Below are 25175 nucleotides of genomic sequence, written 5' to 3' on the forward strand. Positions count from 1 at the left end.
GAGTTGCATATGGCAAAAAGATTTTATCTGGGTCTGGATCAGGGAACCACCGGAATCACCGCCATTGTCTTTGATGAGCACTGGCGCCTGGCCGGCAGAGGATATCGGGAGATCAGGCAGTACTATCCCCGTGCGGGCTGGGTGGAACATGATCCGGAGGAGATCTGGAACTCCGCCCTCTCCTCCGTCCGCCAGGCCATGGAGGCGGCGGGGGCCGGCCCCGGCGACATCCGCTGCCTGGGGTTGGACCACGAGGGCGAGTCGGTGGTGGTGTGGGAGAAAGCCACCGGGAAGCCGGTCTATCCCGCCATCGTCTGGCAGGACCGGCGCACCGCCGCCTATGCCGATTCCCTGAAGGCGGACTACGAGGCGGCGATCCGGGAAAAGACCGGGCTGCTGATCGATCCCTATTTCAGCGCCACCAAGCTGAAGTGGATTCTGGACCGGGTGGACCCGGACCGCTCCGCCTCCAAGGGCGGCCGATTGCTTGCAGGCACCATGGATGTCTGGCTGAACTGGAAGCTGACCGGAGGAAAGTTCCTTCGCACCGACGCCTCCACCGCTTCCCGCACCATGCTCTTCCACCTGCAAAAAGGTATCTGGGACCGGGATATTCTGGACCTGATGGGCCTTGCGCCCTGCCTTCTGCCGGAAGTCGGGGACAGCGCCGCCCTCTTTGGCTGGACGGACCCGGACTCGTTTCTTGGCATCCACTGCCCCATCACCGGCGTGATGGTGGACCAGCAGGCGGCCCTGTTCGGCCAGGCGTGCATTGCGCCGGGCACCGTCAAAACCACCTATGGCACCGGCTGCTTCATGCTGATGAACTCCGGTGATCACCCGGTCCGCTCCTCCAACGGCCTGCTGACCACCGTGGCCTGGCAGCTCTCCGGCAAGCGCTCCTATGCCTTAGACGGCGGAATCTACATAGCCGGCGCCGCCACCCAGTGGCTTCGGGACGGGGCCGGGATCATCTCCGACGCCTCCGAGACAGAGGAGATGGCCCTGCGGGCCGGAGGCAATGGCGGGCTCTATTTCGTCCCCTCCTTCACCGGCCTGGCCGCGCCCTACTGGGACTCCTATGCCAGGGGCATGATGATCGGCATCACCGGCGGCACCACCCAGGACCACATCGTGCGGGCCGCCCTGGAATCCACAGCCTACCAGGTAAAGGACGTGTTGGATGTAATGACCCGGGACTCCGGGGTTCCCATCACCGTCATGCGCTGTGACGGAGGCTCCACCTGCAACCGGTTTTTGATGCAGTTCCAAGCCGACATTCTGAATATTCCCCTGGAAATCCCTGAGATTCCGGATACCACCGCCTTAGGGGCCGCCTATATGGCGGCATTGGGCATCGGGGACTTTACCTCTCCGGAGGAGGCGACTGCCCACTGGGCGCGCAGCCGCCGGTATGAGCCCGCCATGAGCGCGGAGCAGCGCCAATCCCTGCTCCACCACTGGCACCGGGCCGTGGAGCGCTCCCGAAACTGGGCCGCGGGATAAAGGCCCTGAATTTTCCTGGAAAGGGATGAGAGGATGCACGAACACTACTATCTGGGCCTGGATCAAGGCACTACCGGCACCACCGCCATTCTCTTTGACGAGCATTGGAATGCCGTCTCCCGGGGATATGAGCAGATTCCCCTTCTCTACCCCCGCAGCGGCTGGGTGGAGCACGACGCCAGGGCCGTCTGGACCTCCGTGCTCTCTGCCACCGCCCAGGCTCTGGCCGGAGCCGGCGCCGACGCCGGCTCCATCCGCAGCATCGGCCTGGACCACGAGGGCGAGTCGGTGGTGGTATGGGACAAGCTGACCGGTGAACCCATTCACAACACCATCGTCTGGCAGGACCGGCGCACCGCCCACTACGCCGATTCCCTTGTGGACCAATACAACGGCCTGATCCACAGCAAAACCGGTCTGATGATCGACTCCTACTTTAGTGCCACCAAGCTGAAGTGGATTCTGGACCACGCGGAGGGCGCCGCGGAGCTGGCGGCCAAGGGCCGGCTGCTGGCGGGCACCATGGACACATGGATCATCTGGAAGATGACCCATGGCCGCACCCACATCACCGACGCCTCCACCGCCTCCCGCACCATGCTCTTTAACCTGGAAAGCGGAGACTGGGATCAGGAGCTGCTGGACCTCTTTGAGATAGACCGATCCCTCCTGCCGGAGATTCGCGACAGCGCCTCGGTCTATGCCTGGACCGATCCATTGGATTTCCTTGGCGCTCAGATTCCCATCTCCGGCATCCTTGTAGATCAGCAGGCGGCGCTGGTGGGCCAGGCCTGCGTCCGGCCCGGCATGGTGAAAACCACCTATGGAACCGGCTGCTTCATGCTGATGAACACAGGCGAAACGCCTGTCTTTTCTGAGAGCGGGCTGCTGCCCACCGTGGCCTGGCAGCTCTCCGGCAAGCGCACCTACGCCTTAGACGGCGGCGTTTACATCACAGGCGGCGCCGTTAGATGGCTCCAGGAATCGCTGAACCTGGTGGAAGATCCCCGCGACACGGAACAGCTTGCCCTTCAGGTGCCGGACAACGGCGGAGTCTATTTTGTTCCCGCCTTCACTGGTCTGGCCGCGCCCCACTGGGACTCCTATGCCTCCGGCATGGTGATCGGCATCACCGGCGGCACCCAAAAGGCCCACATCGTCCGGGCCGCCCTGGAGGCCACCTGCTACCAGGTACGGGATGTGTTGGATGTGATGCGCCGGGACTCCAATGTGCCCATCACCGCCATGCGCTGCAACGGCCGAGCCACTGCCAACCGGTTTTTGATGCAGTTCCAGTCCGACGTCCTGGACCTCCCCCTGGAGATTCCGGAGCGTTCGGATACCACCGCCTTCGGCTCCGCTTTCATGGGCGCATTGGGGCTTGGGGAATTTGAAGACATCAGCGACGCGGAGCAGCTCTGGCGCAGCGAGCGCTGCTTTGAGCCCCGGATGGACATCTCTCAGCAGGAGCGGCTTTTGTACCGCTGGCACCGTGCCGTGGAGCGCTCCAAATACTGGCGCGAGGATTAATTTTATTTAAATGTTCCGATTTTTACCTATTTTAATCATTTTTATTGACTTTTTACTTTCAAATGTTACTATAATCGCAAATCACATTTGGAGGTAATTTACAATGAGCATGACAAAATTGTTCAGCCCTGGTCCCGTTATGGTCAAGGATAACGTGCGCCGCGCGCTGCTGCACTATGATATCTGCCACCGCAGCCACGAGTTTGAGGAGATGTTCGTGGACACCCAGGAAAAAATCCTAAAGCTGTTCAACGCGGATGACTCCTACTACAGCATGATCGTCTCCGGCTCCGGCACCTCGGCCAACGAAACCGTGCTCTCCTCCCTGTTCCAGCCCGGCGAAGAGGTGATGCTGATCCGCAACGGCATGTTCGGCGAGCGGCTCCTTGAGATCATTGAGAAGTACCAGATCCCCCTGGTGGACGTGGCCTTCCCCTGGGCCGCCTATCCGGACCTGAACGTCATCGAAAAGGCCATGGCGGACCACCCCAAGGTCAAGGTGGTGACCATGGTGTTCCACGAGACCTGCACCGGCATGATCAACCCCGTCAAGGAGGTTGGGCAGTTGTGCAGGCAGTACGGCAAACTGCTGAGCGTGGACTGCGTCAGCGCCGCCGGCGGCCAGAACATCGACGTGGTGGACAAGAACATCGACCTGTGCACCTCCGTGGGCGGCAAATGTGTGGGTGCCTTCCCCGGCTCCGCCTATGTGTGCGCAAAGAAGGATGTGTTGGAGAGCCTCACCGCTGAGCAGTGCAGGAATGTGTACTTAAGCCTCTACAAGCACTATCAGACCGCCCTGAGTTCCCATCAGACCCCCAATACCCCCAACGTGAACCTCTTCTGGCCCCTCAACGTGGCATTGACCAACATCCTTGAAGATGAGACCCTGGCCGGCCGCATTGCCCGATATCAGCGCTGTGCGGAGATCATCCGCAAAGGCCTTACCGACATGGGCTGCCGGATGCTGCTTGAAGAACACCTGTCCAACACGGTCACCTCCGTCTTCCTGCCCCAGGGCGTGGATGGCGCCCGGTTCCTCTCCGAGATGGAGAAGCGGGGCTACACCTTCTACGCCGGCAAGGGCGACTATGCCAGGCAGGGCATGATCCAGGTGGCAAACATGGGCGAGATCTACGAACAGGACTGCTGTAATATGCTGGAGGTCTTCCAGCTGGTCCTCCGTCAGATGCAGAACTGACCAAACGCTTTATCCCCATTTTTCATGTAACAGGGCCGGGAATCTGAGTATTCCCGGCCCTGTTGCAAAAACAAGCGGCAGCCAAATTGGCTGCCGCTTGTAGCTTATTCCGCTCCCTCCTGACGGAGGCTTTCCAGATAGTCGTCGTAGGTGGTCTTACGGTCGATGAGCCTCCCCTCGGGGGTAAAGTCAAAAATGCGGTCGCACACGGTCTGCACCAGCTGGTGGTCGTGGGAGGACACCAGCACGTTGCACTTGACCGCCTCCAAACCGTTGTTGACAGCGGCAATGGACTCCAGGTCCAGATGGTTGGTGGGCTGGTCTAACAGCAGCACATTGGCGCCGGAGAGCATCATCCGGGACAGCATGCAGCGCACCTTTTCGCCGCCGGAGAGCACTTTCACCGCCTTGTATACATCGTCGCCGGAGAAGAGCATACGGCCTAAGAAGTTGCGCAGATAGGCCTCATGGGGGTCCGGGGACCACTGGCGCAGCCACTCCACCAGATTCAGGTCGCAGTCCCTGAAAAATTCCGTGTTGTCCTTGGGGAAATAGGAGAAGGAGGCGGTCTGGCCCCACTTCACCGTGCCCTCGTCCGGCTCCATCTCCCCCACCAGAATCTTGAAAAGGGCGGTGTGGGCGTTCTCATTGTCGCCCACAAAGGCGATCTTGTCGCCGTGGCCCACGATAAAGCTGACCTTGTCCAGCACCTTCACGCCGTCGATGGTCTTGGACACATCGCTGACAAAAAGAATGTCCTTGCCCACCTCCCGGTCGGGGGAAAAGCCCACATAGGGGTAGCGGCGGGAAGAGGCGGGGAACTCCTCAAGGGTGATCTTATCAAGCAGCTTCCGGCGCGCAGTGGCCTGCTTGCTCTTGGATTTATTGGCGGAGAAGCGGGAGATGAACTCCCGGAGCTCCTGGGCCTTTTCCTCGTTCTTCTTATTCTGGTTGCGGATCAGCTGCTGCATCAGCTGAGAGGCGTCGTACCAGAAGTCGTAGTTGCCCACGTACAGCTTGATCTTGTTGTAGTCGATGTCCACAATGTGGGTGCAGATGGTATTGAGGAAATGGCGGTCATGGCTGACCACGATGACCGTGCCCTCAAAGTCCAGCAAAAAGTCCTCCAGCCAGTCAATGGCGGCAATGTCCAGGTTGTTGGTGGGCTCGTCCATCATCAGAATGTCCGGGCTGCCGAACAGCGCCTGGGCCAGCAGCACCTTCACCTTCAGCCGGCCATCCAGGTTCGCCATCAGATCACCGTGCATGGAGACAGGGATCCCCAGTCCCTGTAAAATCCGGGAGCCGTCGGACTCGGCTTCCCAACCGCCCAGCTCAGCAAACTCCTCCTCCAGCTCACAGGCCCGGATGCCGTCCTCCTCCGTCATCTCCTCCTTGGCATAGAGGACATCCTTTTCCTTGGCGATGTCATAAAGCCTGCGGTTGCCCATGATGACCGTGTCCATCACGGTGTACTCGTCGTAGGCGTTCTGATCCTGCTTCAGGATGGACATGCGGGTGTTGGGCAAAACGGACACCTCGCCGGAGGAGGGGTCCAGCTCTCCGGAGAGAATTTTCAAAAAGGTGGACTTCCCCGCGCCGTTGGCGCCGATGATGCCATAGCAGTTGCCCTTGAGAAACTGCAGATCCACGTGGGAAAACAGCGGCTCGCCGCCGTACTGCAGCGAAACGTCGGAAACTGTGATCATGTCGTGCTCCTTCTCATCATACAAAACTGAACCGCGGCCGCCTCAGGCGGTCTGCGGACAAATTGAGTTATAGTATACCACAGTTTTCCTGAAAAGAAAAGAAGCTTCCAAAAGAAGCTTCTTTTTCCATCAGTTCCTCCCTTCCAGAACCTGGTTTCCAAAGGCGGCCAGGTCCCCGCAGGGCCCCTGCTTGGCCCGGTACCACACGCCGTCCACCGCCATAAAAGGAGAAAAAGCCACCACCGTGGAGACGGTGCCGTCGGCCTTTTCCAATGTGAAGGACACGCTCTGCCCGCTGTATTCCTTGCAGGAGTCGTCTTTTTGATAGACCACCGCCACACGCAGCAGCTCCGTCAGTTCCGTGATCTGTTCGGCGGTCAGCTCCGCCTCCTTGTCCGGGGGCACACAGCGCACGGAAGCGCTCCTGATCTCCGATGCGTCCAGCCCCCGGAGCGGGCGCAGCCTGCCCCCCACAAAGATTACCAGTCCCGCCAGCACAATGGCCAGATACAGGAGATAGTTCCGTTTGATGACTCTCATAGCAGCCTCCCGTTAGTTTGATCGTGCCGTGTCTATCGTTGTTTCCCGGATTCCCCCGGCGTCAAGGATGCAGGCGGTGGAAAATCCGGCCGCCTGCGCCAAGGCGGTCCCCATATCGTACCCATAGAGCAGATGGCGCGCGCTGTGGGCGTCGGAGGTGACGATGATCCGCCCGCCCATCCGCCGCCATTCCCGCAGCAGCCACAACGCGGGATAGGGCTCCTTCCTGTATCCCCGGGCCACGGCGCCGGTATTGATCTCCAGCAGCGTGGACGACGGATCGGCTTGGTGCAGCGCCGACAAAGCGGCGGCGCGGTACCTATGATGCTCCTCATCGAACAGGCCGCCGTCCCCATTGAGCTTGCAGATCTGATCGATGTGCCCCAAAATGGTGGGCTTCTTCTCCGCCACCCGTCCCACCTCCCGGTAGTATTCCTCTATCAGGGCATAGATGTCTCCTCCAAAGGCCTGATCCCGCCCGCAGATCAGCTTTTCCCGGTCCCAGTCCACGGCATGGTATCGCCCTCCCGCTTTCAGGTTGTGGACGCTTCCGATCCAGTAGTCCCACTGCGCGAAAGAAACATCGGAAAGCGCGTCCCATTCGATGCCGATCAGCACCTCCATCCGTCCCTTATAGACCTGCCGGAGGCGCAGCGCCTCCGCCCGGTAGGCAGAGGCGTCGGCGCTGAGCACGCCTTCCCGGTCGTGGGGGATGGGCGTGTGGCTGTGGCCGGAAAAGCCAAAGCTGCGCACGCCCTGCTCCCAGGCCGCGCCGGCCATACGCTCCATGGTGTCCCGCCCGTCGCACAAAAGGGAGTGGGTGTGAACGCAGCAGCTGAAGACGGACTCCATCACTGCATCCGCTCCTGCTTGACCTTGCGGTCCACCACATGGCGCTTCTCCAGTTCCTCCGTGATGTCCTTCACCTCAATACCCATCTGCACCATCAGCACCATCACATGGTAGGCGAGGTCGGCGATCTCATAGACGGTCTCCTCCTGGTCCTGCTTGCAGGCGCCGATGATCACCTCGGTACACTCCTCGCCCACCTTCTTGAGAATTTTATCCAGTCCCTTTTCAAAGAGATAGGTGGTGTAGCTGCCCTCTCTGGGCCGGGTCTTCCGCCCGCGGATCAGCTGGTAGAGCCCTTCATAGCTGAAGGCTTTCAGCTCCTTGTCCAGGTAGACCGGCTGAAAGAAGCAGCTCTGCGCCCCGGTGTGGCAGGCCGGCCCCTCCTTCACCACCTCCACCACCAGCGCGTCGGCGTCGCAGTCGGCGGTGATGGATACCACCCGCTGCACATTTCCGGAGGTCTCGCCTTTGCGCCAAAGCTCCTGGCGGCTGCGGCTCCAAAAGCAGGTGCGGCCCTCGTCAATGGTGATGGCCAGACTTTCGGCGTTCATGTAGGCAAGGGTCAGCACCTCTTTTGTGTAGTGATCCTGAACAATGGCCGGGATCAGCCCTTTTTCGTCAAACTTCAGTTCCATTCGTCTTCCTCCCGCGGCCCTGGCCGCGCCCTTCCCCTTTTTGAATCAAACGCGCACTTCCACTCCCCGGTCCCGGAGATAGCGCTTCAAATCTTTGATGTCAACCTGCCGCGTATGGAAAATCGAGGCGGCCAGCCCCGCGTCCATTCCGCTGTGGCGGAAAAGCTCTCCAAAATCCTCCATTTTCCCGGCTCCGCCGGAGGCCACAATGGGCACATCCACCCGCCGCGCCACAGCGTCCAACAGCTCCAGATCGAAGCCGCCCTTCACGCCGTCGGTGTCAATGGAGTTGACCACCACCTCCCCCGCGCCGCTGCGCACGCCCTCCTCCGCCCAGCGAAGAGCGTCCATGCCCGTGTCCACCCGTCCGCCCTTGGCAAAGAGGTGAAAGCGTCCGTCCACCCGCTTCACATCCATACTCAGCACCACGCACTGATCGCCGTATCGCCGGGCCGCCCGCTGAATGATGGATGGGTCGGCGATGGCGCCTGAGTTGACGCTCACCTTGTCCGCACCGCACTTGAGCACCCGGTCAAAGTCCGCCAGAGTGCGGATGCCGCCGCCCACGGTAAGGGGGATGAAAATTTCCGACGCCACGGACCGCAGCACGTCGTCAAAGAGCCGCCGCCCCTCGGCGCTGGCTGTGATGTCGTAAAACACCAGCTCATCCGCGCCGGAGGCATTGTAAAACCGGGCCATGTCCACCGGGTCCGCCATATCCTGAAGCCCTTCAAAATTGACGCCCTTGACCACCCGCCCGTTCCGGACGTCCAGACAGGGCACAATGCGTTTTGCTAACATGCGCACTCCTCCCTTGCGGCGGAAAGGGCTTCCTTCAGGCTCAGGCGGCCGGTGTACAAAGCCTTCCCTAAAATGGCGCCCTCGACCCCCATCTCCCGCAGCCGGGCGATCTCCGGCAGGGAGCTGACCCCTCCCGAGGCCACCACCCGCAGCCCCGCTATCCCCACCAGTTCCCGGTAGACCTCCAGATTCGTGCCGCTCAGCGTCCCGTCCCGGCTGATGTCGGTGTAAATCACTGTCTCTACTCCAGCATTGCGCAGCCGGCGGCAAAAGTCAATCCCCTTTTCTCCGCTGCGGCGTGTCCAGCCGTGGGTGGCCACATATCCGTCCCGGGCGTCCACGCCCACGGCGATCTTCTTCCCGTAGATCTGAACCATCTTTTCTGTAAAGTGAAAATCCTCCACAGCAATTGTGCCCAGGATCACCCGGTCCACCCCCAGGTCCAGGTAGCGGCGGATGCGCTCTTCGGTGCGGATGCCCCCGCCGACCTCTATGAACAGCCCGCCCCGGCGCGCCATCGCGGCCACTGTGTCGAAATTGGCCAGTGTGCCGTCCCGGGCCCCGTCCAGGTCCACCACGTGGAGGCACCGTGCGCCGTCGGCCTCAAAGCCTTTTGCCACGGCGCAGGGGTCCGGGGAATAGACGGTGGTCTGAGCGTAGTCCCCCTGATAGAGACGGACCGCCTGTCCGCCCCGCAGATCAATGGCAGGAAAAATCTCCATACAGTTCCTCTTTTCTCAAAGCGCCGTAAAAGCCTTCAAAATCCGCAGTCCCGTGTCGCCACTTTTTTCCGGGTGGAACTGGCAGCCCCAGACGCTGCCCCGGCGCACGATCCCCGGCACCCGGACGGCTCCGTATTCAGAGTCGGCCACCGTGCTTTCACCGCAGTGTGCGGCGTAAAAGCTGTGGACATAGTAGACGTACTCCCCCTCGTCCACCTCCCGCAGAAGGGGATCCTCTCCCCGGAGGAAGCGGAGGCTGTTCCAGCCCATGTGGGGAACCTTCCAGGCCGGGTCCCGCAGCGTCTCCCGCAGCGAAACCACCTCTCCGCCGATAAGACCCAATCCCCCGTGAACGCCGTACTCATAGCTCCGCTCCAACAGCAGCTGCATGCCAAGGCAGATTCCCAAAAAGGGTTTCTTCCCCGCCTCTTCCCGCAGCAGCGGAATCAAACCGGTCTCCTCCAGCTTATCTTTTGCATCGCCGAAGGCGCCCACCCCCGGCAATATGATCCGGTCCGCCCGGCGGAGCTTTTCCTCCTCCCGGGTGACCTCCGTTTCCACGCCAAGATGACGGAGGCTGGAGGTAAGGGAAAACAAATTTCCCACGCCGTAATCCACAATCGCTGTCATGTTATACTCCTTTATAAGACTCCCTTGGTGCTGGGAATCTGATCGGCAAAGGCCGGGTCAATGGAAACCGCCTGGCGCAGCGCCCGGGCCATCCCCTTAAAGGAGGCCTCCAGGATGTGATGGCTGTTGGCGCCGGCCAGCTGGCGAAAGTGCAGCGTGGAGGGGCAGCCCCGGGCAAAGGCCAGCCAGAACTCCTCAGCCAGCTCCGTGTCAAAGTCTCCCACCTTCTCCGTGGGCAGCTCCATCTGCCAGCCAAGATAGGTGCGGCCGGACAGGTCCGCCGCGCACAGCACCAAGGCTTCGTCCATGGGCAGCAGGAAATTGCCGTATCGGTTGATGCCCCGCAGATCGCCCAGGCCCTGAGAAAAAGCCCTGCCCAGGACAATGCCCACATCCTCCACCGTGTGGTGGCAGTCCACCTCCACATCGCCCCGACACAGCACGCGCAGGTCAAAGCGCCCGTGGCGGGCAAAGAGCTCCAGCATGTGGTTCAAAAAGCCGCAGCCCGTATCCACATCATAGGTGCCGGTGCCATCCAAGTTCAGTGTCATCTGGATTTTCGTCTCCGTGGTATTGCGCTCAATGTTCACCCTTCGCATCTCACACCTCCAGCAGTTCCCGCAGCGTGCGGATCAGCGTTTCCATGTCCTCCTGTGCGCCCACGGTGATGCGCACAAAGGGGTTAATCCGCGGCGCATCAAACCAGCGCACCAGGATGCCCCGCTTCTTCAGCGCCCGGTACAGCGCGCCGCCCTCCATACGGTTCGACGCGGCAAAGAGGAAGTTGGATACCGAGGGCAGCACGGTAAAGCCAAGCGACTTCAGCTCCCCCTCCGTCCAGCGGCGGATGCGCCGGATCTCTCCGGTGCATTTTTCAAAATAGGCCCGATCCTCCATGGCGGCCTTGCCCGCCAAGATGGAGAGCCGGTTGATGTTATAGGGGTTGAAGCCGTATTTCACCCGGTTGAGGTCCGCGATCAGCTCCTTGCTGCCCAACGCAAACCCCACCCGGGCGCCGGCCAGGGAGCGGCTCTTGGACATGGTCTGCACCACCAGCAAATTGCCGTACTCCGCCAGCAGTGGCACGCAGCTCTCGCCGCCAAAGTCCACATAGGCCTCGTCCACCATCACCAGTCGTTCCGAATCCCGCTCCAACAGCCGCCGGATATCCGAGGACGGGATGGGGATGCCGGTGGGGGCGTTGGGATTGGCGATCACGATGTGCTCATGGAGGTCCATGTAATCGTCCACATGCAGCGTAAAATCCTCACGCAGGGGAATCACCCGGGCCGGGATGCCCCATAGCCTGGCCCAGACCTTATAGAAGCCGTAGGTGATGTCCGCAAAGGCCACTCCCCGCTCTGGACCGCAAAAAGCCCGGAAGGCAAAGGCCAGGTTCTCATCGCTGCCGTTGCCCGCCAGCACCTGGCCGCTTTGCAGTCCATAATAGCCGGCAATGGCGTCCACCAGGTCCTTGCAGGTGGGGTCGGAATAGAGCCGCAGGCCGCGGCTCTCCTCCTCCGTCAGCGCCTCCACCACCCTTGGAGAGGGCGGAAAAGGACTTTCATTGGTGTTCAGCTTGATGTAGTTCTGGCCCCGGGGCTGCTCGCCGGGCGTATAGGGGTCCAAGTCGGAAACCGCGGCGCTGAAAAATCGGCTCATACACGTTCCTCCTCTTCCCGCTCAAAGCGGATGGCAACGCTCCTTGCGTGGGCGTCCAGTCCCTCCCGCCGCGCAAAGTCGGCCACCCGCCGGTGCGCCTGTTCCAGCGCCTCCTTGCTGTAGTAGAGGAAGCTGGATTTTTTTACGAAGTCATCCACGCTGAGGGGACTGGAAAACCGGGCGGTGCCCGAGGTGGGCAGGGTGTGGTTTGGCCCGGCGAAATAATCGCCCAAGGCCTCCGGCGCATACTTACCCAAAAAGATGCTGCCGGCGTTGCGGATGGAGCCCAAAAGGCGGAAAGGATCGTCCACACACAGCTCCAGGTGCTCCGGCGCGATGAGGTTCACCGCCTCCACCGCCTCGTCCAAATCCCGCACCATCAGGATTTTTCCATTGCGCGCAATGCTCTCCCGGGCCACCTCACCGCGGGACAGCGAATCAAGCTGGGCCTCTATCTCCAGCTGCACCGCCCGGGCCAGGGGACGGCTGTCCGTCACCAGCACGGCGGAGGCCAGCTTGTCGTGCTCCGCCTGGCTCAGAAGGTCCGCGGCCACATATTTGGGGTTGCAGGTGCCGTCGGCCAACACCAGGATTTCGCTGGGGCCGGCGATCATGTCGATGTCCACCAGGCCGAACACCAGCCGCTTGGCTGTGGCCACGTAGACGCCGCCGGGTCCCACGATCTTATCCACCTTCGGCACGCTTTCGGTGCCGAAGGCCATGGCGGCCACCGCCTGGGCCCCGCCGATCCTGAATACCCGCGTTGCTCCGGCGATCCTCGCCGCCGCCAGGGCCTCGGCGCTGATGGAGCCGTCGGCCTCCGGAGCCGTGGCAATGACAATCTCGCGGACCCCCGCCAGGCGGGCCGGGATCACATTCATCAATATGGTGGAAGGAAAGGCCACCGGCGTGCCGGGCGCGCAGACGCCCACCTTCTCAATGGGGGTGTAGCGCTGACCCATCACCACGCCTCCGCGCTCGCTGACCACAAAGTCCTGGTGAATCTGGCGGCGGTGGAAGTCCCGGATATTGTCCGCCGCCATCTCCAGCGTCTTCCAAAACTCCGGGTCCACCCGGCGGCAGGCCGACTCCATCTCCTCCTCCGAAACCTCCAGCGCGTCCAATACGGCACCGTCGAAACGCCGCTCATACTCCCGCAGGGCCTGGTCGCCCCGGGCGCGAACGCCGCCGATGATCTCCTCCACAGCCGCCTGTACGCCGGCCTCCGCCCGGATATCCCGGTTCAGAATCTCCTCCGGCCGGAGCTGATCGAACTCATATATGGAAATCACTGCGCAATCACCTCACTCAACCTGGTCAGGAGCCGGAGCACCGCCTCCTGCTTGAAGAGATAGCTTGACCGGTTTGCGATGAACCGGGCGGAAATGGGCATGAAGCGTTCGATGACCTTTAAATGGTTCTCCCGCAGCGTGGTGCCGGTCTCCACAATGTCCACAATCACATCGCTGAGTCCTAAGATAGGCGCCAGCTCGATGGAGCCGTTGAGCTCAATGACGTCGATGTCCCGGCCCTGGGCCGCATAGTGCTCCCTGGCGATACGGACGAACTTGGTGGCCACCCGCAGCGCCCGGTCCGGCTCCTCTTCAAAGTCCTCCGGCCCGGCCACACACATGTCGCACCTGCCAAGACCCGTGTCCAGCAGCTCATAGACGTCGGCGCCGTGCTCACACAAAATGTCCCTGCCCACAAAGCCCACATCCGCTGCCCCATGCTCCACATAGATGGCCACGTCGCTGGGCTTAACAAGGAAGTAGCGGATCCCCGCCGACTGGTTTTCCACCACCAGCTTACGGGTCTCGCTGTAGTTCTCCCCGCAGCCATAGCCCACAGATGCAAGGAGGTGATAGATTTGATCGCCCAGGCGGCCCTTGGGCAGCGCCACGCTGAGCATCCGCTCCCCCTCTTCCCGCTCCGGCAGGCGGCGGTTCAGCTCGTTCAGGTAGAGCGCGAACCCGATGGCCCGGGCGCCGGGATGGAACCGGGCCACCAGGGGATCGTACCGCCCGCCCTTGAGCACCGCCCGGGGACAGCCGTCCAAAAATCCCTGGAAGACCAGGCCGTTGTAGTAATCCATATCTCCCACCTGGGCGAGGTCCACCTGAACGCCCTTTGCATCGCGGCCCAAGGCGCCGCAGATGGAGCGCAGCTCCTCCAGCGCGTCGGACATGGCGCTGTTGAGGGCCAGGGCATCGGCGCTTTCCACCACCCGCGCCCCTTCCCCCGACAGCTCCAAAAGCCGGCACAGCGCGTCCGTGCCCTGCTTGGAAAGGCCCTCCCGGGAAGCGGCCTGGCGCAGGGCGTGGGCTTTTTTGTCCCTGATGCACTCCAGCAGCTCCAGCCGGCACCGCTCCGGCGCGCCCACCGCGTCCAAAAGGCCGGTGACAAAGCCCATATGCCCAAGCTGCAGCAAAAAGGGCCGCCCGGTCCGCCCCAAGCTCTCCAGTGCCAGGCGGACCACCTCCGCCGTGGCCGCATCGTCCACTCTGCCCATGCACTCCAGCCCCATCTGGCTGATCTCCTCAAAGGTATGGCTCTCCAGGCTGGGACGGTAGACGTTCTCAATATAATAATATTTGGTGCGCTCCTCCGCGCTGGCCTGGGCGTTTTTCGCAATAGACAGCGTCACATCCGGCTTCAGCGCCAGCAGCCGTCCGTCCAAATCCGTAAAGGTGATGACCTGCTCCGACGGGAGGAAGTGCAGGTTCTCCTGATAGAGGCCGTACTCTTCAAACCGGCCCATATGGTATTTTCGATAGCCCGCCTTCTCATACAGGGACCGCAGCTGCAGGGAAACCAGCTCCTGGGGCTTTAAAATGGAAAGGTCAAACTCCATGGATACTCCTTCTTCCGCTTTGATAACCGCATTATACTTCATCATACTAACGTTGTAAATTGGTAATTCAATAAATTTTCCATTTTCTCCTGTTTGTACAAAAAGCCCCAGGACCGCGATTCGATCAGGCATCAAATCAACAAGGAATTGCAATCCGCCGAGGTCCATGCTATCCTATGGGAAGAAGGGAGTGATTGCATTGCATGCCGAAGAGCGCCGGACCAAGCTGCACCGGTTTTTGCAGCGCTCCAGCGGCCCCGTCAGCGCCTCCTCCCTGGCGGAGCGCTTTTCCGTCAGCCGGCAGATCATTGTGGGGGACATTGCGCTGCTGCGGGCCTCCGGGGTGGAAATCTGCGCCACTCCCCGGGGCTATGTCATTTTGCCGGCAACGGACCGCCTGATCCGGAAAATCGCCTGCCGCCACAGCGCGGAGAAGATGCGCTCCGAGCTCTGCGCCATTGTGGACCAGGGCTGCACCGTGGTGGATGTGATTGTGGAGCATCCCGTCTACGGTCAGCTCACCGGCCCGCTGCAGCTCTCCAGCCGGTATGAGGTGGAGCAGTTCCTTCAGCGAGTCAGCTCCTCGGAGGCCATGCCCCTCAGCGCCCTCACCGACGGCATCCACCTCCACACCATCGCCTGCCCGGACGAAAGCGCCTGTCAGCGGGTGCTGGAGGCGCTGGACAGGGATGGGATTCTTTTGTCCAATTGAGGATTGACAAGCGGACCATCGGCGAGTAGAATAGTCAGGACATGTGTCAAGACATATGTCCTGACTATTTTTCAGGAAGCAGGGAATCTACATGGAGAAATTCAAAGCATTTTTAAAGCGGAAGGACATCGTCCTCTCCGCCCGGCGCTACGGCATTGACGCCTTGGGGGCCATGGCGCAGGGTCTATTTTGCTCGCTGCTCATCGGTACCATCATCAACACGGTGGGCACTCAATTCCACATTGAATGGCTGAGCCGCACCGTGGCCACCCTTGGCAGCGGCGACCATGCCATCTCCTATACGGTGGGCGGGCTGGCCTCCGCCATGAGCGGCCCGGCCATGGCGGCCGCCATCGGCTACGCCCTCCACTGCCCGCCTCTGGTCCTCTTCTCCCTCATCACCGTGGGCTTTTCCGCAAACGCCTTAGGCGGCGCGGGCGGACCGCTGGCAGTGCTTTTTGTGACCATCATCGCCGCGGAAGTGGGCAAGGCGGTCTCCAAGGAAACGAAGGTGGACATTTTGGTGACGCCCCTTGTGACCATCGGCGTGGGCGTGGCCCTCTCCGCCTGGTGGGCTCCTGCCATCGGCAAGGCGGCCATGGCTATTGGTAATTTTATCATGTGGGCCACCGATCTGCAACCGTTTTGGATGGGCGTTCTGGTCTCCGTGACCGTGGGCGTAGCCCTGACGATGCCCATTTCCTCCGCCGCCATCTGCGCCTCTTTCCAGCTGGTAGGTCTGGCCGGAGGTGCCGCCGTGGCGGGCTGCTGCGCCCAGATGGTGGGATTTGCAGTCATGAGCTTCCGTGAAAACCGTTGGGGCGGGCTGGTCTCCCAGGGGCTGGGCACCTCCATGCTCCAGATGCCCAATATCGTGCGCAACCCCCGCGTCTGGATCGCGCCCACCCTCACCTCCGCCATCACCGGCCCCATTGCCACCTGTTTATTCCATATGCAGATGAACGGCTCCCCCATCTCCTCCGGCATGGGCACCTGCGGTCTGGTGGGACAGATCGGCGTGTGGACCGGCTGGGTCGCCCCCAGCGCGGAGGCCCTGGCAAAGGGCGCTTCCGCCATCGTCCCCGGCGCATGGGACTGGGCCGGATTGATACTGATCTGCTTCCTTCTTCCCGCTCTTCTCTGCCCGCTGATCAACCTGGGCTGCCGGAAGCTTGGCTGGGTCAAGGACGGCGATTTGACCCTTGCCTGACGCCCCGGGAATTTCCCCATCAATTTGAAAGGCAGTACGGCTTTGAGCCGTACTGCCTTGTTTTCCGGTTGGGTATGCCGCAAGAGCGCGCTCCCCGGCCGAAAAGTGGATGCAGGGCCGGTGTTCAATCCGCGTCAAGATATCCCGCCTCAGCTGCCGGAGCAGCCGTGCTTATCCTCCCCACAGTGATGGCCGCAGCCGTGGCCCTCCTCATGATGGTGGCCGCAGTGCGCATCGGAGTCATAGCGGAGTGTCCCGTTTAAAAGGGATTGAACCGCCTCATCCGCGCCCCCGCTTGCGCCTCTGTAGAGCCGGATGCCCGCCTGGGCCAGGGCGTTCCGGGCTCCGGCGCCGATGCCGCCGCAGATAAGGGTGTCCACGTGGAGCTTGGACAGCAATCCAGATAGGGCGCCGTGGCCGCCGCCCTCCGCGCTCACCACCTCCTGACCGATGACCGCGTTGTTTTCCACCTCGTATACTTTAAACTGCTCACTGTGGCCAAAGTGCTGAAACACCTGTCCGTTTTCGTAAGTGACCGCGATTTTCATTTGACGCGTTCCTCCCGTGTTAGATGAAGATAGGACTATTTTATCCCGCCGTCCATCAGGAATCAAGTGTGAAAGACCGGACGCGTCAGCATTTTCAAGCCTTTCCCCTCAATAAGAGAGCCTCACACCGCCCTTTTCAGGCGGTGTGAGGCTCTTCGTACAGTGGACCCGCTGATCTTTTCAATCAGGCAGCCACAGTGGTGCAGAAGCGATGCAGGATGACCGCCACCTGGCCGCGGGTCGCGGTGCCCTGAGGCCGGACGGTGTTATCGTCATAGCCGTTGATGAGCTGCGCCGCATTGGCCCAGTTCATGGCCTCGCCCGCAAAGGCGGAGATGGTGGGATAATCGGTGTACTCCTTGATGGCGTTGCCGCCGGCCGTGACGTCATACTTCATGTACTTGGCATAGTTCATGAGGATGGTGGCAAACTGTTCGCGGGTGATGGCCTTGTTGGGGTTGAAGGTGGTCTCGGTGTAGCCGCTGGTGATCTTGTTGGCATAGGCCCAGTTGATGGCCGCGGCGTAGACAGAGTCGGCGGCCACATCGGTGAATCCGGCGGCTGTGGCCTCAGGCTTGCCCGCCATGCGCCACAGTACGGTGACCAGCTGGTCCCGGGTCATGGTGGCCTTGGGGGCAAAGCTGCTCTCGGTCACGCCGGCGAAAAGGCCGTTTTCATAGGCATACACTACTCCGGCATAGTACCAGTCGCTCTCCACCACGTCGGCAAAGGGCTCACGGACCACTGTGATGCGGCCCTGGGACTTGGCGTAGGCGGCGGGCACGGTGCCCTTCAGATTCCCGGTGATATAGGTGATCAGCACCTGGTTATCCAACATCACGCTGTCCTGAATGAGTTTGTTGTTCTGGAACATATTGATGCCGTCGCCGGCGCTCTTGAGCATATAGTCGTGGGAAGCCACGGTGTAGGTCTTGGCAAGATCAATGGGCTTGCCGTTGATCTCCACGTTCTTCACCCGGTAGGGGCCGTCCACACTGACAAACATCTTGTTCTCGTCCACCTTGACGGACGAGGCGACAGTGGTGTCGATGGTATAGGTGATGCCGGAGACCTGGAGGAAGCCGCCGTTTTCACCAGGGCAGCTGCGGGAGGACATCTCAAGCGCGTCCAGGATTTCCTGGCCCGTGGCCTCCACCACGCAAAGGGCATTTCCATAGGGGTGGACCGCGATGATCTGCTCATAGGTGATATCTCCGGCGGGGATGTCGGCGCGGATACCGCCTCCGTTGACAATGGCCACATCGGAACCGGCGATGGCCCGGTAAGCATCGGCGCACAGGTCGCCCAGGTTGGTCTCAGCGCTGCGCACAGCCCGCTGGCCGTCGGCGCCTAAAGTGGTCAGCGCGACATCGGTCTTGGCAACCACTTTCTTCAGCAGCGCGTCATTCTGGGCCTTGATCTTGTCCACATAGGCCTTGACGGTTTCGTCCTTGGCGGTGTAATCGGTGACAAGGCCGGTGGTGACCGCGCCGTTGCTCTTGATGACCAGCTTACCGATGGCGGCCAGCTTGGTGCCGGTGGAGGTGAGCAGCACGCTCTTGCCGTCCTTGTCCGCCACCTTGTCGGAAGCGATGGTGCTGTGGGAATGGCCGTCAATGAATGCGGTCAAACCGGAGACGTTCTGAATGATATCGGTGGAGCGCCAGGGCGCGCTCTGCTCGTCGATGCCGCAGTGGCCAACGGCGATCACGTAGTCCGCGCCGTCGGCCTTGGCCGCGTCAATGGCGGTCTGGACCGCGCTGTAGAGGTCCTTTCCGTCGTTGCCCTGGCAGAAGCCGTAGATGTATTCGCCCTTACTGTCCTGGAAATAGGTGGGGGTGGACTTGGAGATCGCCTCGGGAGTGTCGATGCCAACATAGGCCACCTTGGTGTCGCCATAGGTGATGATCTTGTAGGCGTCAAACACAGTCTTTCCGGTTCTCAAATCCATGAAGTTGCAGCAGACATAGCCGGACTTCAGCCCCTTGGCAAGGGACAGGAACTGCTCCATGCCGTAGTCGAACTCATGGTTGCCGGGAACCGCAACGTCATAGCCCACCTCATTCATGATCTGCACCGGGTATTCACCCTTGGAGAGGGTACCCAGCGCAGCGCCCTGGATCGCGTCGCCGACATCCACCAGCGTCACATACTCCGTGGCCTTTTCCATATCGCTGCGGTAGGCGGCAAGTCCGGCATAGCCGATGTTGTCATCCACGCCGCAGTGGACGTCGTTGGTGTACAGCACCACGATATCGCCCTTTGCCGCCGCGGTGGTGGTGTCCGCCGCAAAACTGGTGACCGTCAGGCTCAGCGCCATGACGACCGCAAGAAGCAGAGACATCGTCTTTCGCATATTCTTCATATACTACCTCCTCCAAAATTTCGAATACGCCTGCGTATTCCTCTTAGGGATCAGTATATCAGTTTTGCCGAAAAAAGAAAGTGCAATTGTGTAAAATTTTCCGCTTGTACCAAATGTTCCCGGGCGCTCCGACGCAGGCGGTTTCGGGAATCGCACGCTTTTTCTCCTCTTCCGGTGGAAATCCCCCTGAAAATGTGCTATGCTGATGCCAATAAAATGAAAAGGGAGCGATTCGATGAAACGTCTTTTTAAAGGTGGCACCCTGGTCACCGGCCAGGGCCTGCGCAAAGCGGAAGTGCTTGTAGAAAACGAAAAAATCGCAAAAATCGGGCGCGGCCTCAGCACCATCGGCACCGAGGTGATCGACGTGTCCGGGATGCTGCTCTTCCCCGGCTTCATCGACGCCCACACCCATTTTGATCTTGATGTGGCAAACACCACCACTGCCGACAACTTTACCTCCGGCAGCCGGGCGGCCCTGCGGGGCGGCACCACCACGGTGGTGGACTTCGCCTGTCCCAACAAAGGGGAGTCCCTTCATCACGCCCTGGAGCTGTGGCACCAAAAGGCCGACGGCAGGACCTTCTGCGACTACAGCTTCCACATGACCATCGACGACTGGAACGACGGCATCCGCGCCGAGGTGGACGATATGTTCGCCGCCGGAATTTCCTCGTTTAAGATGTATATGACCTATCCCGCCATGATGATCGGGGACCGGGACATGTACTTTGCCCTGAAAAAAATCCGCGCCCACGGCGGCATCTGCGGCGTCCACTGTGAAAACGCGGGAGTGATCGACGCCATGATCTCCGAACGGAAGGCCGCCGGAAAGCTTGCCCCCTCCTCCCATCCCCTGACTCGGCCGGACTATCTGGAGGCGGAGGCCGTGGCCCGGCTGCTGCGTATCGCTCAGGCCGCCGACTGCCCGGTGGTCATTGTCCACCTGACCAACGCCGCCGCCCTTCAGGAGGTGGAACGCTCCCGCAGGCGGGGCCAGAAGGTCTATGTGGAAACCTGCCCCCAGTACCTGCTGTTGGACGAGTCCGTTTACTTCCAGCCAGACTACTCCGCGGCCGCCCGGTTCGTCTGCGCGCCGCCCCTGCGGACGCCGGCCGATCAGAATGCCCTCTGGCGCGCCCTGCGCCGTGAGGAAATCCAGACCATCTCCACGGATCACTGCTCCTTCACCCTGGAACAGAAGGAGGCCGGCCGGGACGACTTCACCAGGATCCCCGGCGGCCTGCCCGGCGTGGAAACCCGGGGCGAGCTGATCTACACCGCCGGCGTTGCCCGGAAGCGGATCAGCCCGGCCCAGATGTGCCGCCTGCTCAGCGAAAACCCCGCCCGGCTCTACGGCATGTATCCCCGCAAGGGCATCCTCCGTCCGGGCAGCGACGCGGACATCGTGGTCTACGACCCGAAAGCCAGCCATGTCCTCCGTGGCGACGACATGATCGGCGCCGCCGGTTACTCCCCCTATGAGGGCTTTGTGACCTCCGGCGCCGTGGCCCAGGTCTGGCTCCGGGGCAAGCTTGTCGTCCGCGGCGGCCAGGTCCTCATAGAGAAGCCGGAGGGCCGGTATATCGCCCGGGGCAAGAACAGCCTGTAACGCCATGAAACCACGTCTATTTTACCTGGACCTGATCCAGCGCCTGAGCGTCCAGGGCACATGCACCGTCTACACCGATCCCGCCACCGGAGAAAAAGGGTATGCGCCCTTTCCCGGCGCCCTGTGTCAGGAGCTCTCCGGCAGGCCGGAGGTCCATCTTTTGGGCGGAGGCCATGTGTCCGCCGCCCTGGCCGCTCTGCTCCACACCCTCAGCTGGCGGGTCAGCGTGCAGGACGACCGTCCTGAATTCGTGACGGAGCAGCGCTTCCCCCACGCCCGGCGGCTGTGCGCGTCCTTTGATTCGCTGCCTCTCTGCCCCGACGGAGACTACGCCGTCATCATGACCCGGGGCCATCAGGACGATTATGTCTGTCTGCGCCAGTTGCTGCGCCGGCGCTGCGGCTACCTGGGCATGATCGGCAGCCGCAGCAAGGTGGCCGCCACCGCCCAGCGGCTTCAGGAGGACGGCTTTACCCCGGAGGAGATCGGCAGCATCCACTCCCCGGTGGGGCTTCGCATCGGCGCCCAGACGCCTGAGGAGATTGCTGTGTCCATCGCGGCGGAAATCATCCAGGTGTTCCGCTCCTCTCCCAAGGACTACCTGGAGCGGTCCATTTTAGATGCCTTAACCGCACAGAGCGGCCCCCTTGTGATGGCCACGGTACTGGAAAAGACCGGCTCATCCCCCCGGGGCGCGGGCGCGCGGATGCTGGTGGGTCCGGACGGCTCCATCACAGGCACCATCGGCGGAGGCGCGGTGGAGGCGGCCGCCATCCGGGAGGCGGCGGCGCTCTGCGGCGGCGCGCGCCCTCAAATCCGCACCTATGACCTCTCCAACGACGCAGCAGCCACCATTGGCATGATCTGCGGCGGCAGCATCCGGGTGCTCTTTGAGCCGCTGGAGCTCTGATCGCCCGTTTCAAAGCAGCAAAAAAAGACTCATGCATCGGCATGAGTCTTTTTTTGCTACGGCCCGGCATACGTCCGATCTGGCGGCACGCCGCCGGGCTCTTCTGTGGAATGCTCAGCTGATCTTCTTCAAAGAGAGGATACGGATGGCGGAAACGTCCACTCCCATGTCCTCCGCCACCACGGCGGAGATGGCGGCGATCAGCTCACCCCGGTTGGGGATCGCCTCCTGCGCCGGAGTGGGAGGAACGGAGGCCGGGACAGTGGCAGCCACGGCGGCCGCAGGCTCCTCTTTCTTTCCGAACAGCAGGCTTTGCAGCTGGATCAGGAAAATCAGGCAGATCAGGCCGATGAAGGTGACGCCCATGCCCATGACGCATACAAACAGATTGGAAACTTGCATGATGAAACTCCTCCTGCAATTTTGACTGCTCTCATTTTAGCTTCTTCATTGGAATGTGCAATGGGTTTTGCGCCTTATTGGCAGCGCCTTTACGATGCCCCGGGGACTCTTAACGCCTCCTTTGCAATGGTCTGTCCTTCCCCTGCGGCCAAAAAATGGGTTCCGTGCATTTACACGGAACCCATTTTATTATGTAAACTCAGTCCACATCCCGGACCACTTCCTCCGGCGGCATATCCAGCTGCCAGGGATCGTGGAGCAGGCTGTGGAGATAGCGCATGATGGAGGCAAAGTAAAAGCCGTCCACAATCCGCTCGTCGGTGACAAAATTGCAGTCCACATACTTGCGCACCACCACATTGCCGTCGCTGTCCAACTCCCGCACCCGGCGCTTTTTGCCGAAGGAGCAGAACACAGGCACGTTGCCGAAATCATAGAGATGGTGGTAGATGGGCGGAATGCCCAGAGACGCCATGGAGGTGATGTACAGCGAACCGTGGAAGGGGCTCAGCCGCAGAAGGCCCCGGGGCAGCTCTCCAAAGTAGTCCAGCACCTCCAAAAGCCACACAACGAACTTCAGCGCCAGACCGGGGATGAAGTGCATCACTTTGGCCAGGGAGTCAAAGCCCGTGTCCTCCGGCGCGTTTTTCACCTCTGTCACCTTGGCGTGGAACCGATTATAAACCTGGGCGGCGGTGTCCTCCGGAGTGAAATAGACCTTGATGACCGTGTCCGGAGAGTCGGTGCGCATCTCCTTTTTCACCGTCATGGCCACCTCGATCTCCCCGTCCCGGCTGTAGATCCGCTGGCCGGAGACAAAGCGGTTGAGGCCCGGGTACCTGGCACAGGCGCGGACGTAGGCCGCCAGAATCACATGGAGCACGCCGAACTGCTCCATACCCTGGGCCCGCTTTTCCTGGATGTAACGCTCCATGTTAGAGCATTCGATGTGGTCTTCGATGAAATTCTGAGAGGTGTTGCGGGTCTTCATGATGTAGGGCGAGACGGCAAAGATGGGCGAGAGGGAGCGCAGCCTCCGCCCGTCGCAGCGGTCGCCGAACCGGCGGACGTACTCGCCCTCCCCCATCTTCTTTTTCCGAATGCTCACCGATACCGCCAGCAGCGCCGCCATGCACAGCAGCATCGAAACCTCCGGCAGCCAGCCACGCAGTGTCTGGCCCTGGAGCTTCACCGGGTCCTCGACGAACACGTGGTACAAAAGGGGCAGCGCAAAGAGCGGACAGAGCAGCGCCTGGGTGGGGATGCGGCCGGTGACTGTGGCCGTGTAGAGTGCCGCCACCAGTGCATAGAGCAGCAGGCAGAGCACCATATGCGTCAGGGACGAGAAGCCAGCCGCCTTCACGGCGAAGAACACGCAGCCCAGCCATACGGGGATGGCGGTGCGGTAAAGCCGGTCCCGCCCGCAGGTGAACAGCAGCAGCGCAAAAAAGATGTTTGCCGCGATTGGCAGGAGAATTTGGAACGCCATGGTTCCGCCGGAGACATACTGTTCTCCGGCGTAATACACGATGCGCACCACTGCCGAGCAAAGCATCAGGAGCGCCGCCAGGATGACCAGAAGGCTGGTCTCAGGAAGCCAATATACCGTTTTCTTTTTCATAGAGCCATTATAAACACTTGGCGGCTCTTTGGCAAGAAAAAGGGATCGCCCTAATTGTCTCTTTTTATGTAGATGTGGGTGGGCGGCTCTCGGCCAGTAGCCAGTTTCCGGCAGCGTTCCATTGCTTGATCCAATACAGCCGCAGCCTGATCTTCCTGTCCTTGGGACAGGTGAAAACGAGCTGCATGCAAAGCGACAAACAATATTCGGCATATCTGTTCATAATTGGGTTGAGGCACCTGTTGGGGAAACATCCGCATATCTGCTCCTCCCTTTTAAAGCCATAAGTTAGATATTCTTTCTTTCAGTATAGCCTAATATTCGGCAATATTCAATCCACACTAATCAAGTTATGCTAACAAAAAAGAAGGTGTGGATATGTTGACATTTGACCCGTTGTGGGAAACAATGAAGCGAAAGAAAATCAGTCAGTATGCATTGATTAAGAAATATGGGGTGAGCACCGGAACACTGGATGCCCTCCGCAAAAACCACAGTATCACTTTAAATACGTTAAATGACCTCTGCAACATTCTCCAATGTGATGTATCAGACATCATCCAATTTACCCCTGATGAAAAAGAATGAGCATCCGGCCGCGGCCGGATGCTCATTTGCATTTTCAATCTTATAAGTGCTCTTTGCAGGAGAGCTTCTCCACATTCATCCGGAACACACGGACCGAGTCCAGCATGGCCCCGGTAAAAGCCCAGTCCCCCCTGCCCGTGGTGTGGCGCATGATCGAGCGGAGCGCTGCCTCCTTCTCCGCCGCGTCCTCCACAAAGGAGACGCGGCCCGTGCCGATGACGCTTGAAAAGCGGGCGGAGTGCTTGCAGGCGGTCTCCGCCTCATGGAGCTCGTAGTCCGTGTCCAGCTCGAACCCAACCATGGGTGCGTCTGCGATCAGGTCGATCTTCCGGCCTTCCCTTGCCCCGTGGAAATAGAAGACCCCCTCCTCATAGCCGAAGTTCAGCGGCAGGATATACACCTCTCCCTTGTCGCAAAAGCCCAAACGGCAGCAGTGGCAGCGTTCAATCACCTCTGCGATCTTCTTCTGATCCGTTACTTCTCTGTCTGCTCTTCGCATGGCTGATCCTCCTGACAAATTCGGCAGATTTTTCTTCCCTGGGGCCAGTATATCAGGCACAGGCGG

At 60.8% G+C, this 25175-nt stretch carries 24 protein-coding genes; 8 read left to right on the forward strand and 16 right to left on the reverse strand.

Translation table 11 applies throughout. The annotated features are described in order from the left end of the window. The first annotated feature begins 9 nt into the window (after nucleotides 1-9). The 3 genes from glpK (KQI82_RS11245) (at nucleotide 10) to KQI82_RS11255 (ending at nucleotide 4237) form a co-directional block, all read left to right on the forward strand. On the forward strand, nucleotides 10-1506 hold the full coding sequence (glpK, locus tag KQI82_RS11245; protein ID WP_216632841.1) for a glycerol kinase GlpK: 1497 nt from the start codon (nucleotides 10-12) through the stop codon (nucleotides 1504-1506). A gap of 33 nt (nucleotides 1507-1539) precedes the next feature. Beyond that, complete coding sequence (gene glpK, locus KQI82_RS11250; RefSeq protein WP_216632842.1) at nucleotides 1540-3036, forward strand: glycerol kinase GlpK; 1497 nt, start codon at nucleotides 1540-1542, stop codon at nucleotides 3034-3036. Nucleotides 3037-3139: 103 nt separating this feature from the next. Further along, entirely contained in the window at nucleotides 3140-4237 is a 1098-nt protein-coding gene (locus KQI82_RS11255; protein WP_216632843.1) for a pyridoxal-phosphate-dependent aminotransferase family protein, read from the forward strand. Between the two features lie 104 nt (nucleotides 4238-4341). Here the strand turns inward: KQI82_RS11255 and KQI82_RS11260 are convergent, their stop codons facing one another. From KQI82_RS11260 to hisG, 11 genes are all read right to left on the reverse strand, one after another. Then, the gene (locus tag KQI82_RS11260) at nucleotides 4342-5946 is read right to left on the reverse strand and encodes an ABC-F family ATP-binding cassette domain-containing protein (RefSeq protein WP_216632844.1); all 1605 of its coding nucleotides are present in this window, start codon (nucleotides 5944-5946) and stop codon (nucleotides 4342-4344) included. Nucleotides 5947-6075: 129 nt separating this feature from the next. Beyond that, on the reverse strand, nucleotides 6076-6486 hold the full coding sequence (locus tag KQI82_RS11265) for a hypothetical protein (RefSeq protein ID WP_216632845.1): 411 nt from the start codon (nucleotides 6484-6486) through the stop codon (nucleotides 6076-6078). Between the two features lie 12 nt (nucleotides 6487-6498). Then, nucleotides 6499-7338: a histidinol-phosphatase HisJ family protein gene (locus KQI82_RS11270; protein WP_216633700.1), complete on the reverse strand. Its 840-nt coding sequence runs from the start codon at nucleotides 7336-7338 to the stop codon at nucleotides 6499-6501. Then, complete coding sequence (hisIE, locus tag KQI82_RS11275) at nucleotides 7338-7973, reverse strand: bifunctional phosphoribosyl-AMP cyclohydrolase/phosphoribosyl-ATP diphosphatase HisIE (protein WP_216632846.1); 636 nt, start codon at nucleotides 7971-7973, stop codon at nucleotides 7338-7340. Before hisIE ends, KQI82_RS11270 begins: the two co-directional genes overlap by 1 nt. 45 nt (nucleotides 7974-8018) lie before the next feature. Beyond that, the gene (gene hisF, locus KQI82_RS11280; RefSeq protein ID WP_216632847.1) at nucleotides 8019-8774 is read right to left on the reverse strand and encodes an imidazole glycerol phosphate synthase subunit HisF; all 756 of its coding nucleotides are present in this window, start codon (nucleotides 8772-8774) and stop codon (nucleotides 8019-8021) included. Then, nucleotides 8768-9496 (reverse strand): 1-(5-phosphoribosyl)-5-[(5-phosphoribosylamino)methylideneamino]imidazole-4-carboxamide isomerase, encoded by a 729-nt coding sequence (gene hisA / locus KQI82_RS11285; protein ID WP_216632848.1) that lies wholly within the window; start codon nucleotides 9494-9496, stop codon nucleotides 8768-8770. The genes hisF and hisA overlap by 7 nt, the downstream gene beginning before the upstream one ends. A gap of 15 nt (nucleotides 9497-9511) precedes the next feature. Beyond that, nucleotides 9512-10126 (reverse strand): imidazole glycerol phosphate synthase subunit HisH, encoded by a 615-nt coding sequence (gene hisH / locus KQI82_RS11290; RefSeq protein WP_216632849.1) that lies wholly within the window; start codon nucleotides 10124-10126, stop codon nucleotides 9512-9514. Nucleotides 10127-10137: 11 nt separating this feature from the next. Beyond that, nucleotides 10138-10725 (reverse strand): imidazoleglycerol-phosphate dehydratase HisB, encoded by a 588-nt coding sequence (hisB, locus tag KQI82_RS11295; RefSeq protein WP_216632850.1) that lies wholly within the window; start codon nucleotides 10723-10725, stop codon nucleotides 10138-10140. Nucleotide 10726: 1 nt separating this feature from the next. Next, nucleotides 10727-11788, reverse strand: a complete 1062-nt coding sequence (gene hisC / locus KQI82_RS11300; protein ID WP_216632851.1) for a histidinol-phosphate transaminase — start codon at nucleotides 11786-11788, stop codon at nucleotides 10727-10729. Beyond that, complete coding sequence (gene hisD / locus KQI82_RS11305) at nucleotides 11785-13080, reverse strand: histidinol dehydrogenase (RefSeq protein WP_216632852.1); 1296 nt, start codon at nucleotides 13078-13080, stop codon at nucleotides 11785-11787. The genes hisC and hisD overlap by 4 nt, the downstream gene beginning before the upstream one ends. After that, nucleotides 13077-14687 (reverse strand): ATP phosphoribosyltransferase, encoded by a 1611-nt coding sequence (gene hisG, locus KQI82_RS11310; protein WP_338148974.1) that lies wholly within the window; start codon nucleotides 14685-14687, stop codon nucleotides 13077-13079. The genes hisD and hisG overlap by 4 nt, the downstream gene beginning before the upstream one ends. A 145-nt stretch (nucleotides 14688-14832) precedes the next feature. On the opposite strand from hisG, the gene KQI82_RS11315 reads away from it, so the two are divergent. Both KQI82_RS11315 and KQI82_RS11320 read left to right on the forward strand, forming a co-directional pair. Beyond that, nucleotides 14833-15354, forward strand: a complete 522-nt coding sequence (locus tag KQI82_RS11315; protein WP_338148975.1) for a transcription repressor NadR — start codon at nucleotides 14833-14835, stop codon at nucleotides 15352-15354. 91 nt (nucleotides 15355-15445) lie between these two features. Beyond that, the gene (locus KQI82_RS11320; RefSeq protein WP_216632854.1) at nucleotides 15446-16564 is read left to right on the forward strand and encodes a PTS sugar transporter subunit IIC; all 1119 of its coding nucleotides are present in this window, start codon (nucleotides 15446-15448) and stop codon (nucleotides 16562-16564) included. A gap of 149 nt (nucleotides 16565-16713) precedes the next feature. Here KQI82_RS11320 and KQI82_RS11325 read toward each other — a convergent pair whose 3' ends face one another. Together KQI82_RS11325 and KQI82_RS11330 are read right to left on the reverse strand one after the other, a co-directional pair. After that, nucleotides 16714-17112 carry a NifB/NifX family molybdenum-iron cluster-binding protein gene (locus tag KQI82_RS11325; protein ID WP_216632855.1) on the reverse strand — a complete coding sequence of 133 codons (399 nt, stop codon included), beginning with the start codon at nucleotides 17110-17112 and terminating at the stop codon, nucleotides 16714-16716. Nucleotides 17113-17296: 184 nt separating this feature from the next. Further along, on the reverse strand, nucleotides 17297-19477 hold the full coding sequence (locus KQI82_RS11330; protein WP_216632856.1) for a 5'-nucleotidase C-terminal domain-containing protein: 2181 nt from the start codon (nucleotides 19475-19477) through the stop codon (nucleotides 17297-17299). A gap of 235 nt (nucleotides 19478-19712) precedes the next feature. Between KQI82_RS11330 and hydA the strand changes: the two genes are divergently transcribed. After that, complete coding sequence (hydA, locus tag KQI82_RS11335) at nucleotides 19713-21089, forward strand: dihydropyrimidinase (protein WP_216632857.1); 1377 nt, start codon at nucleotides 19713-19715, stop codon at nucleotides 21087-21089. A 4-nt stretch (nucleotides 21090-21093) separates the two neighbouring features. After that, nucleotides 21094-21999, forward strand: a complete 906-nt coding sequence (locus KQI82_RS11340; protein WP_216632858.1) for an XdhC family protein — start codon at nucleotides 21094-21096, stop codon at nucleotides 21997-21999. 114 nt (nucleotides 22000-22113) lie between these two features. On the opposite strand, the gene KQI82_RS11345 is transcribed toward KQI82_RS11340, so the two are convergent. Further along, the gene (locus tag KQI82_RS11345) at nucleotides 22114-22401 is read right to left on the reverse strand and encodes an OadG family protein (RefSeq protein ID WP_216632859.1); all 288 of its coding nucleotides are present in this window, start codon (nucleotides 22399-22401) and stop codon (nucleotides 22114-22116) included. Between the two features lie 199 nt (nucleotides 22402-22600). Further along, the gene (locus KQI82_RS11350) at nucleotides 22601-24022 is read right to left on the reverse strand and encodes a hypothetical protein (RefSeq protein ID WP_216632860.1); all 1422 of its coding nucleotides are present in this window, start codon (nucleotides 24020-24022) and stop codon (nucleotides 22601-22603) included. Between the two features lie 378 nt (nucleotides 24023-24400). Here KQI82_RS11350 and KQI82_RS11355 point away from each other — a divergent pair, with 378 nt between their 5' ends. Next, entirely contained in the window at nucleotides 24401-24610 is a 210-nt protein-coding gene (locus KQI82_RS11355; RefSeq protein ID WP_216632861.1) for a helix-turn-helix domain-containing protein, read from the forward strand. Nucleotides 24611-24650: 40 nt separating this feature from the next. Here KQI82_RS11355 and KQI82_RS11360 read toward each other — a convergent pair whose 3' ends face one another. Continuing rightward, the gene (locus tag KQI82_RS11360) at nucleotides 24651-25109 is read right to left on the reverse strand and encodes a pyridoxamine 5'-phosphate oxidase family protein (RefSeq protein ID WP_216632862.1); all 459 of its coding nucleotides are present in this window, start codon (nucleotides 25107-25109) and stop codon (nucleotides 24651-24653) included. Nucleotides 25110-25175 lie beyond the last annotated feature (66 nt).

The sequence above is a fragment of the Dysosmobacter acutus genome (assembly GCF_018919205.1).
In the GTDB taxonomy this organism is placed as follows: domain Bacteria; phylum Bacillota; class Clostridia; order Oscillospirales; family Oscillospiraceae; genus Oscillibacter; species Oscillibacter acutus.

Excerpts from the sequence above, each read along its gene's own strand:
- hisC (WP_216632851.1), bottom strand. The coding sequence starts at position 11,788 with ATGAGCCGATTTTTCAGCGCCGCGGTTTCCGACTTGGACCCCTATACG.
- KQI82_RS11325 (WP_216632855.1), bottom strand. The coding sequence starts at position 17,112 with ATGAAAATCGCGGTCACTTACGAAAACGGACAGGTGTTTCAGCACTTT.
- glpK (WP_216632842.1), top strand. The coding sequence starts at position 1,540 with ATGCACGAACACTACTATCTGGGCCTGGATCAAGGCACTACCGGCACC.
- KQI82_RS11265 (WP_216632845.1), bottom strand. The coding sequence starts at position 6,486 with ATGAGAGTCATCAAACGGAACTATCTCCTGTATCTGGCCATTGTGCTG.
- KQI82_RS11355 (WP_216632861.1), top strand. The coding sequence starts at position 24,401 with ATGTTGACATTTGACCCGTTGTGGGAAACAATGAAGCGAAAGAAAATC.
- KQI82_RS11255 (WP_216632843.1), top strand. The coding sequence starts at position 3,140 with ATGAGCATGACAAAATTGTTCAGCCCTGGTCCCGTTATGGTCAAGGAT.
- KQI82_RS11360 (WP_216632862.1), bottom strand. The coding sequence starts at position 25,109 with ATGCGAAGAGCAGACAGAGAAGTAACGGATCAGAAGAAGATCGCAGAG.
- hisH (WP_216632849.1), bottom strand. The coding sequence starts at position 10,126 with ATGACAGCGATTGTGGATTACGGCGTGGGAAATTTGTTTTCCCTTACC.
- KQI82_RS11350 (WP_216632860.1), bottom strand. The coding sequence starts at position 24,022 with ATGAAAAAGAAAACGGTATATTGGCTTCCTGAGACCAGCCTTCTGGTC.
- KQI82_RS11345 (WP_216632859.1), bottom strand. The coding sequence starts at position 22,401 with ATGCAAGTTTCCAATCTGTTTGTATGCGTCATGGGCATGGGCGTCACC.
- KQI82_RS11330 (WP_216632856.1), bottom strand. The coding sequence starts at position 19,477 with ATGAAGAATATGCGAAAGACGATGTCTCTGCTTCTTGCGGTCGTCATG.
- hisF (WP_216632847.1), bottom strand. The coding sequence starts at position 8,774 with ATGTTAGCAAAACGCATTGTGCCCTGTCTGGACGTCCGGAACGGGCGG.
- hisIE (WP_216632846.1), bottom strand. The coding sequence starts at position 7,973 with ATGGAACTGAAGTTTGACGAAAAAGGGCTGATCCCGGCCATTGTTCAG.
- hisG (WP_338148974.1), bottom strand. The coding sequence starts at position 14,687 with ATGATGAAGTATAATGCGGTTATCAAAGCGGAAGAAGGAGTATCCATG.
- KQI82_RS11270 (WP_216633700.1), bottom strand. The coding sequence starts at position 7,338 with ATGGAGTCCGTCTTCAGCTGCTGCGTTCACACCCACTCCCTTTTGTGC.
- glpK (WP_216632841.1), top strand. The coding sequence starts at position 10 with ATGGCAAAAAGATTTTATCTGGGTCTGGATCAGGGAACCACCGGAATC.
- hisB (WP_216632850.1), bottom strand. The coding sequence starts at position 10,725 with ATGCGAAGGGTGAACATTGAGCGCAATACCACGGAGACGAAAATCCAG.
- KQI82_RS11340 (WP_216632858.1), top strand. The coding sequence starts at position 21,094 with ATGAAACCACGTCTATTTTACCTGGACCTGATCCAGCGCCTGAGCGTC.
- KQI82_RS11260 (WP_216632844.1), bottom strand. The coding sequence starts at position 5,946 with ATGATCACAGTTTCCGACGTTTCGCTGCAGTACGGCGGCGAGCCGCTG.
- hisA (WP_216632848.1), bottom strand. The coding sequence starts at position 9,496 with ATGGAGATTTTTCCTGCCATTGATCTGCGGGGCGGACAGGCGGTCCGT.
- hydA (WP_216632857.1), top strand. The coding sequence starts at position 19,713 with ATGAAACGTCTTTTTAAAGGTGGCACCCTGGTCACCGGCCAGGGCCTG.
- KQI82_RS11320 (WP_216632854.1), top strand. The coding sequence starts at position 15,446 with ATGGAGAAATTCAAAGCATTTTTAAAGCGGAAGGACATCGTCCTCTCC.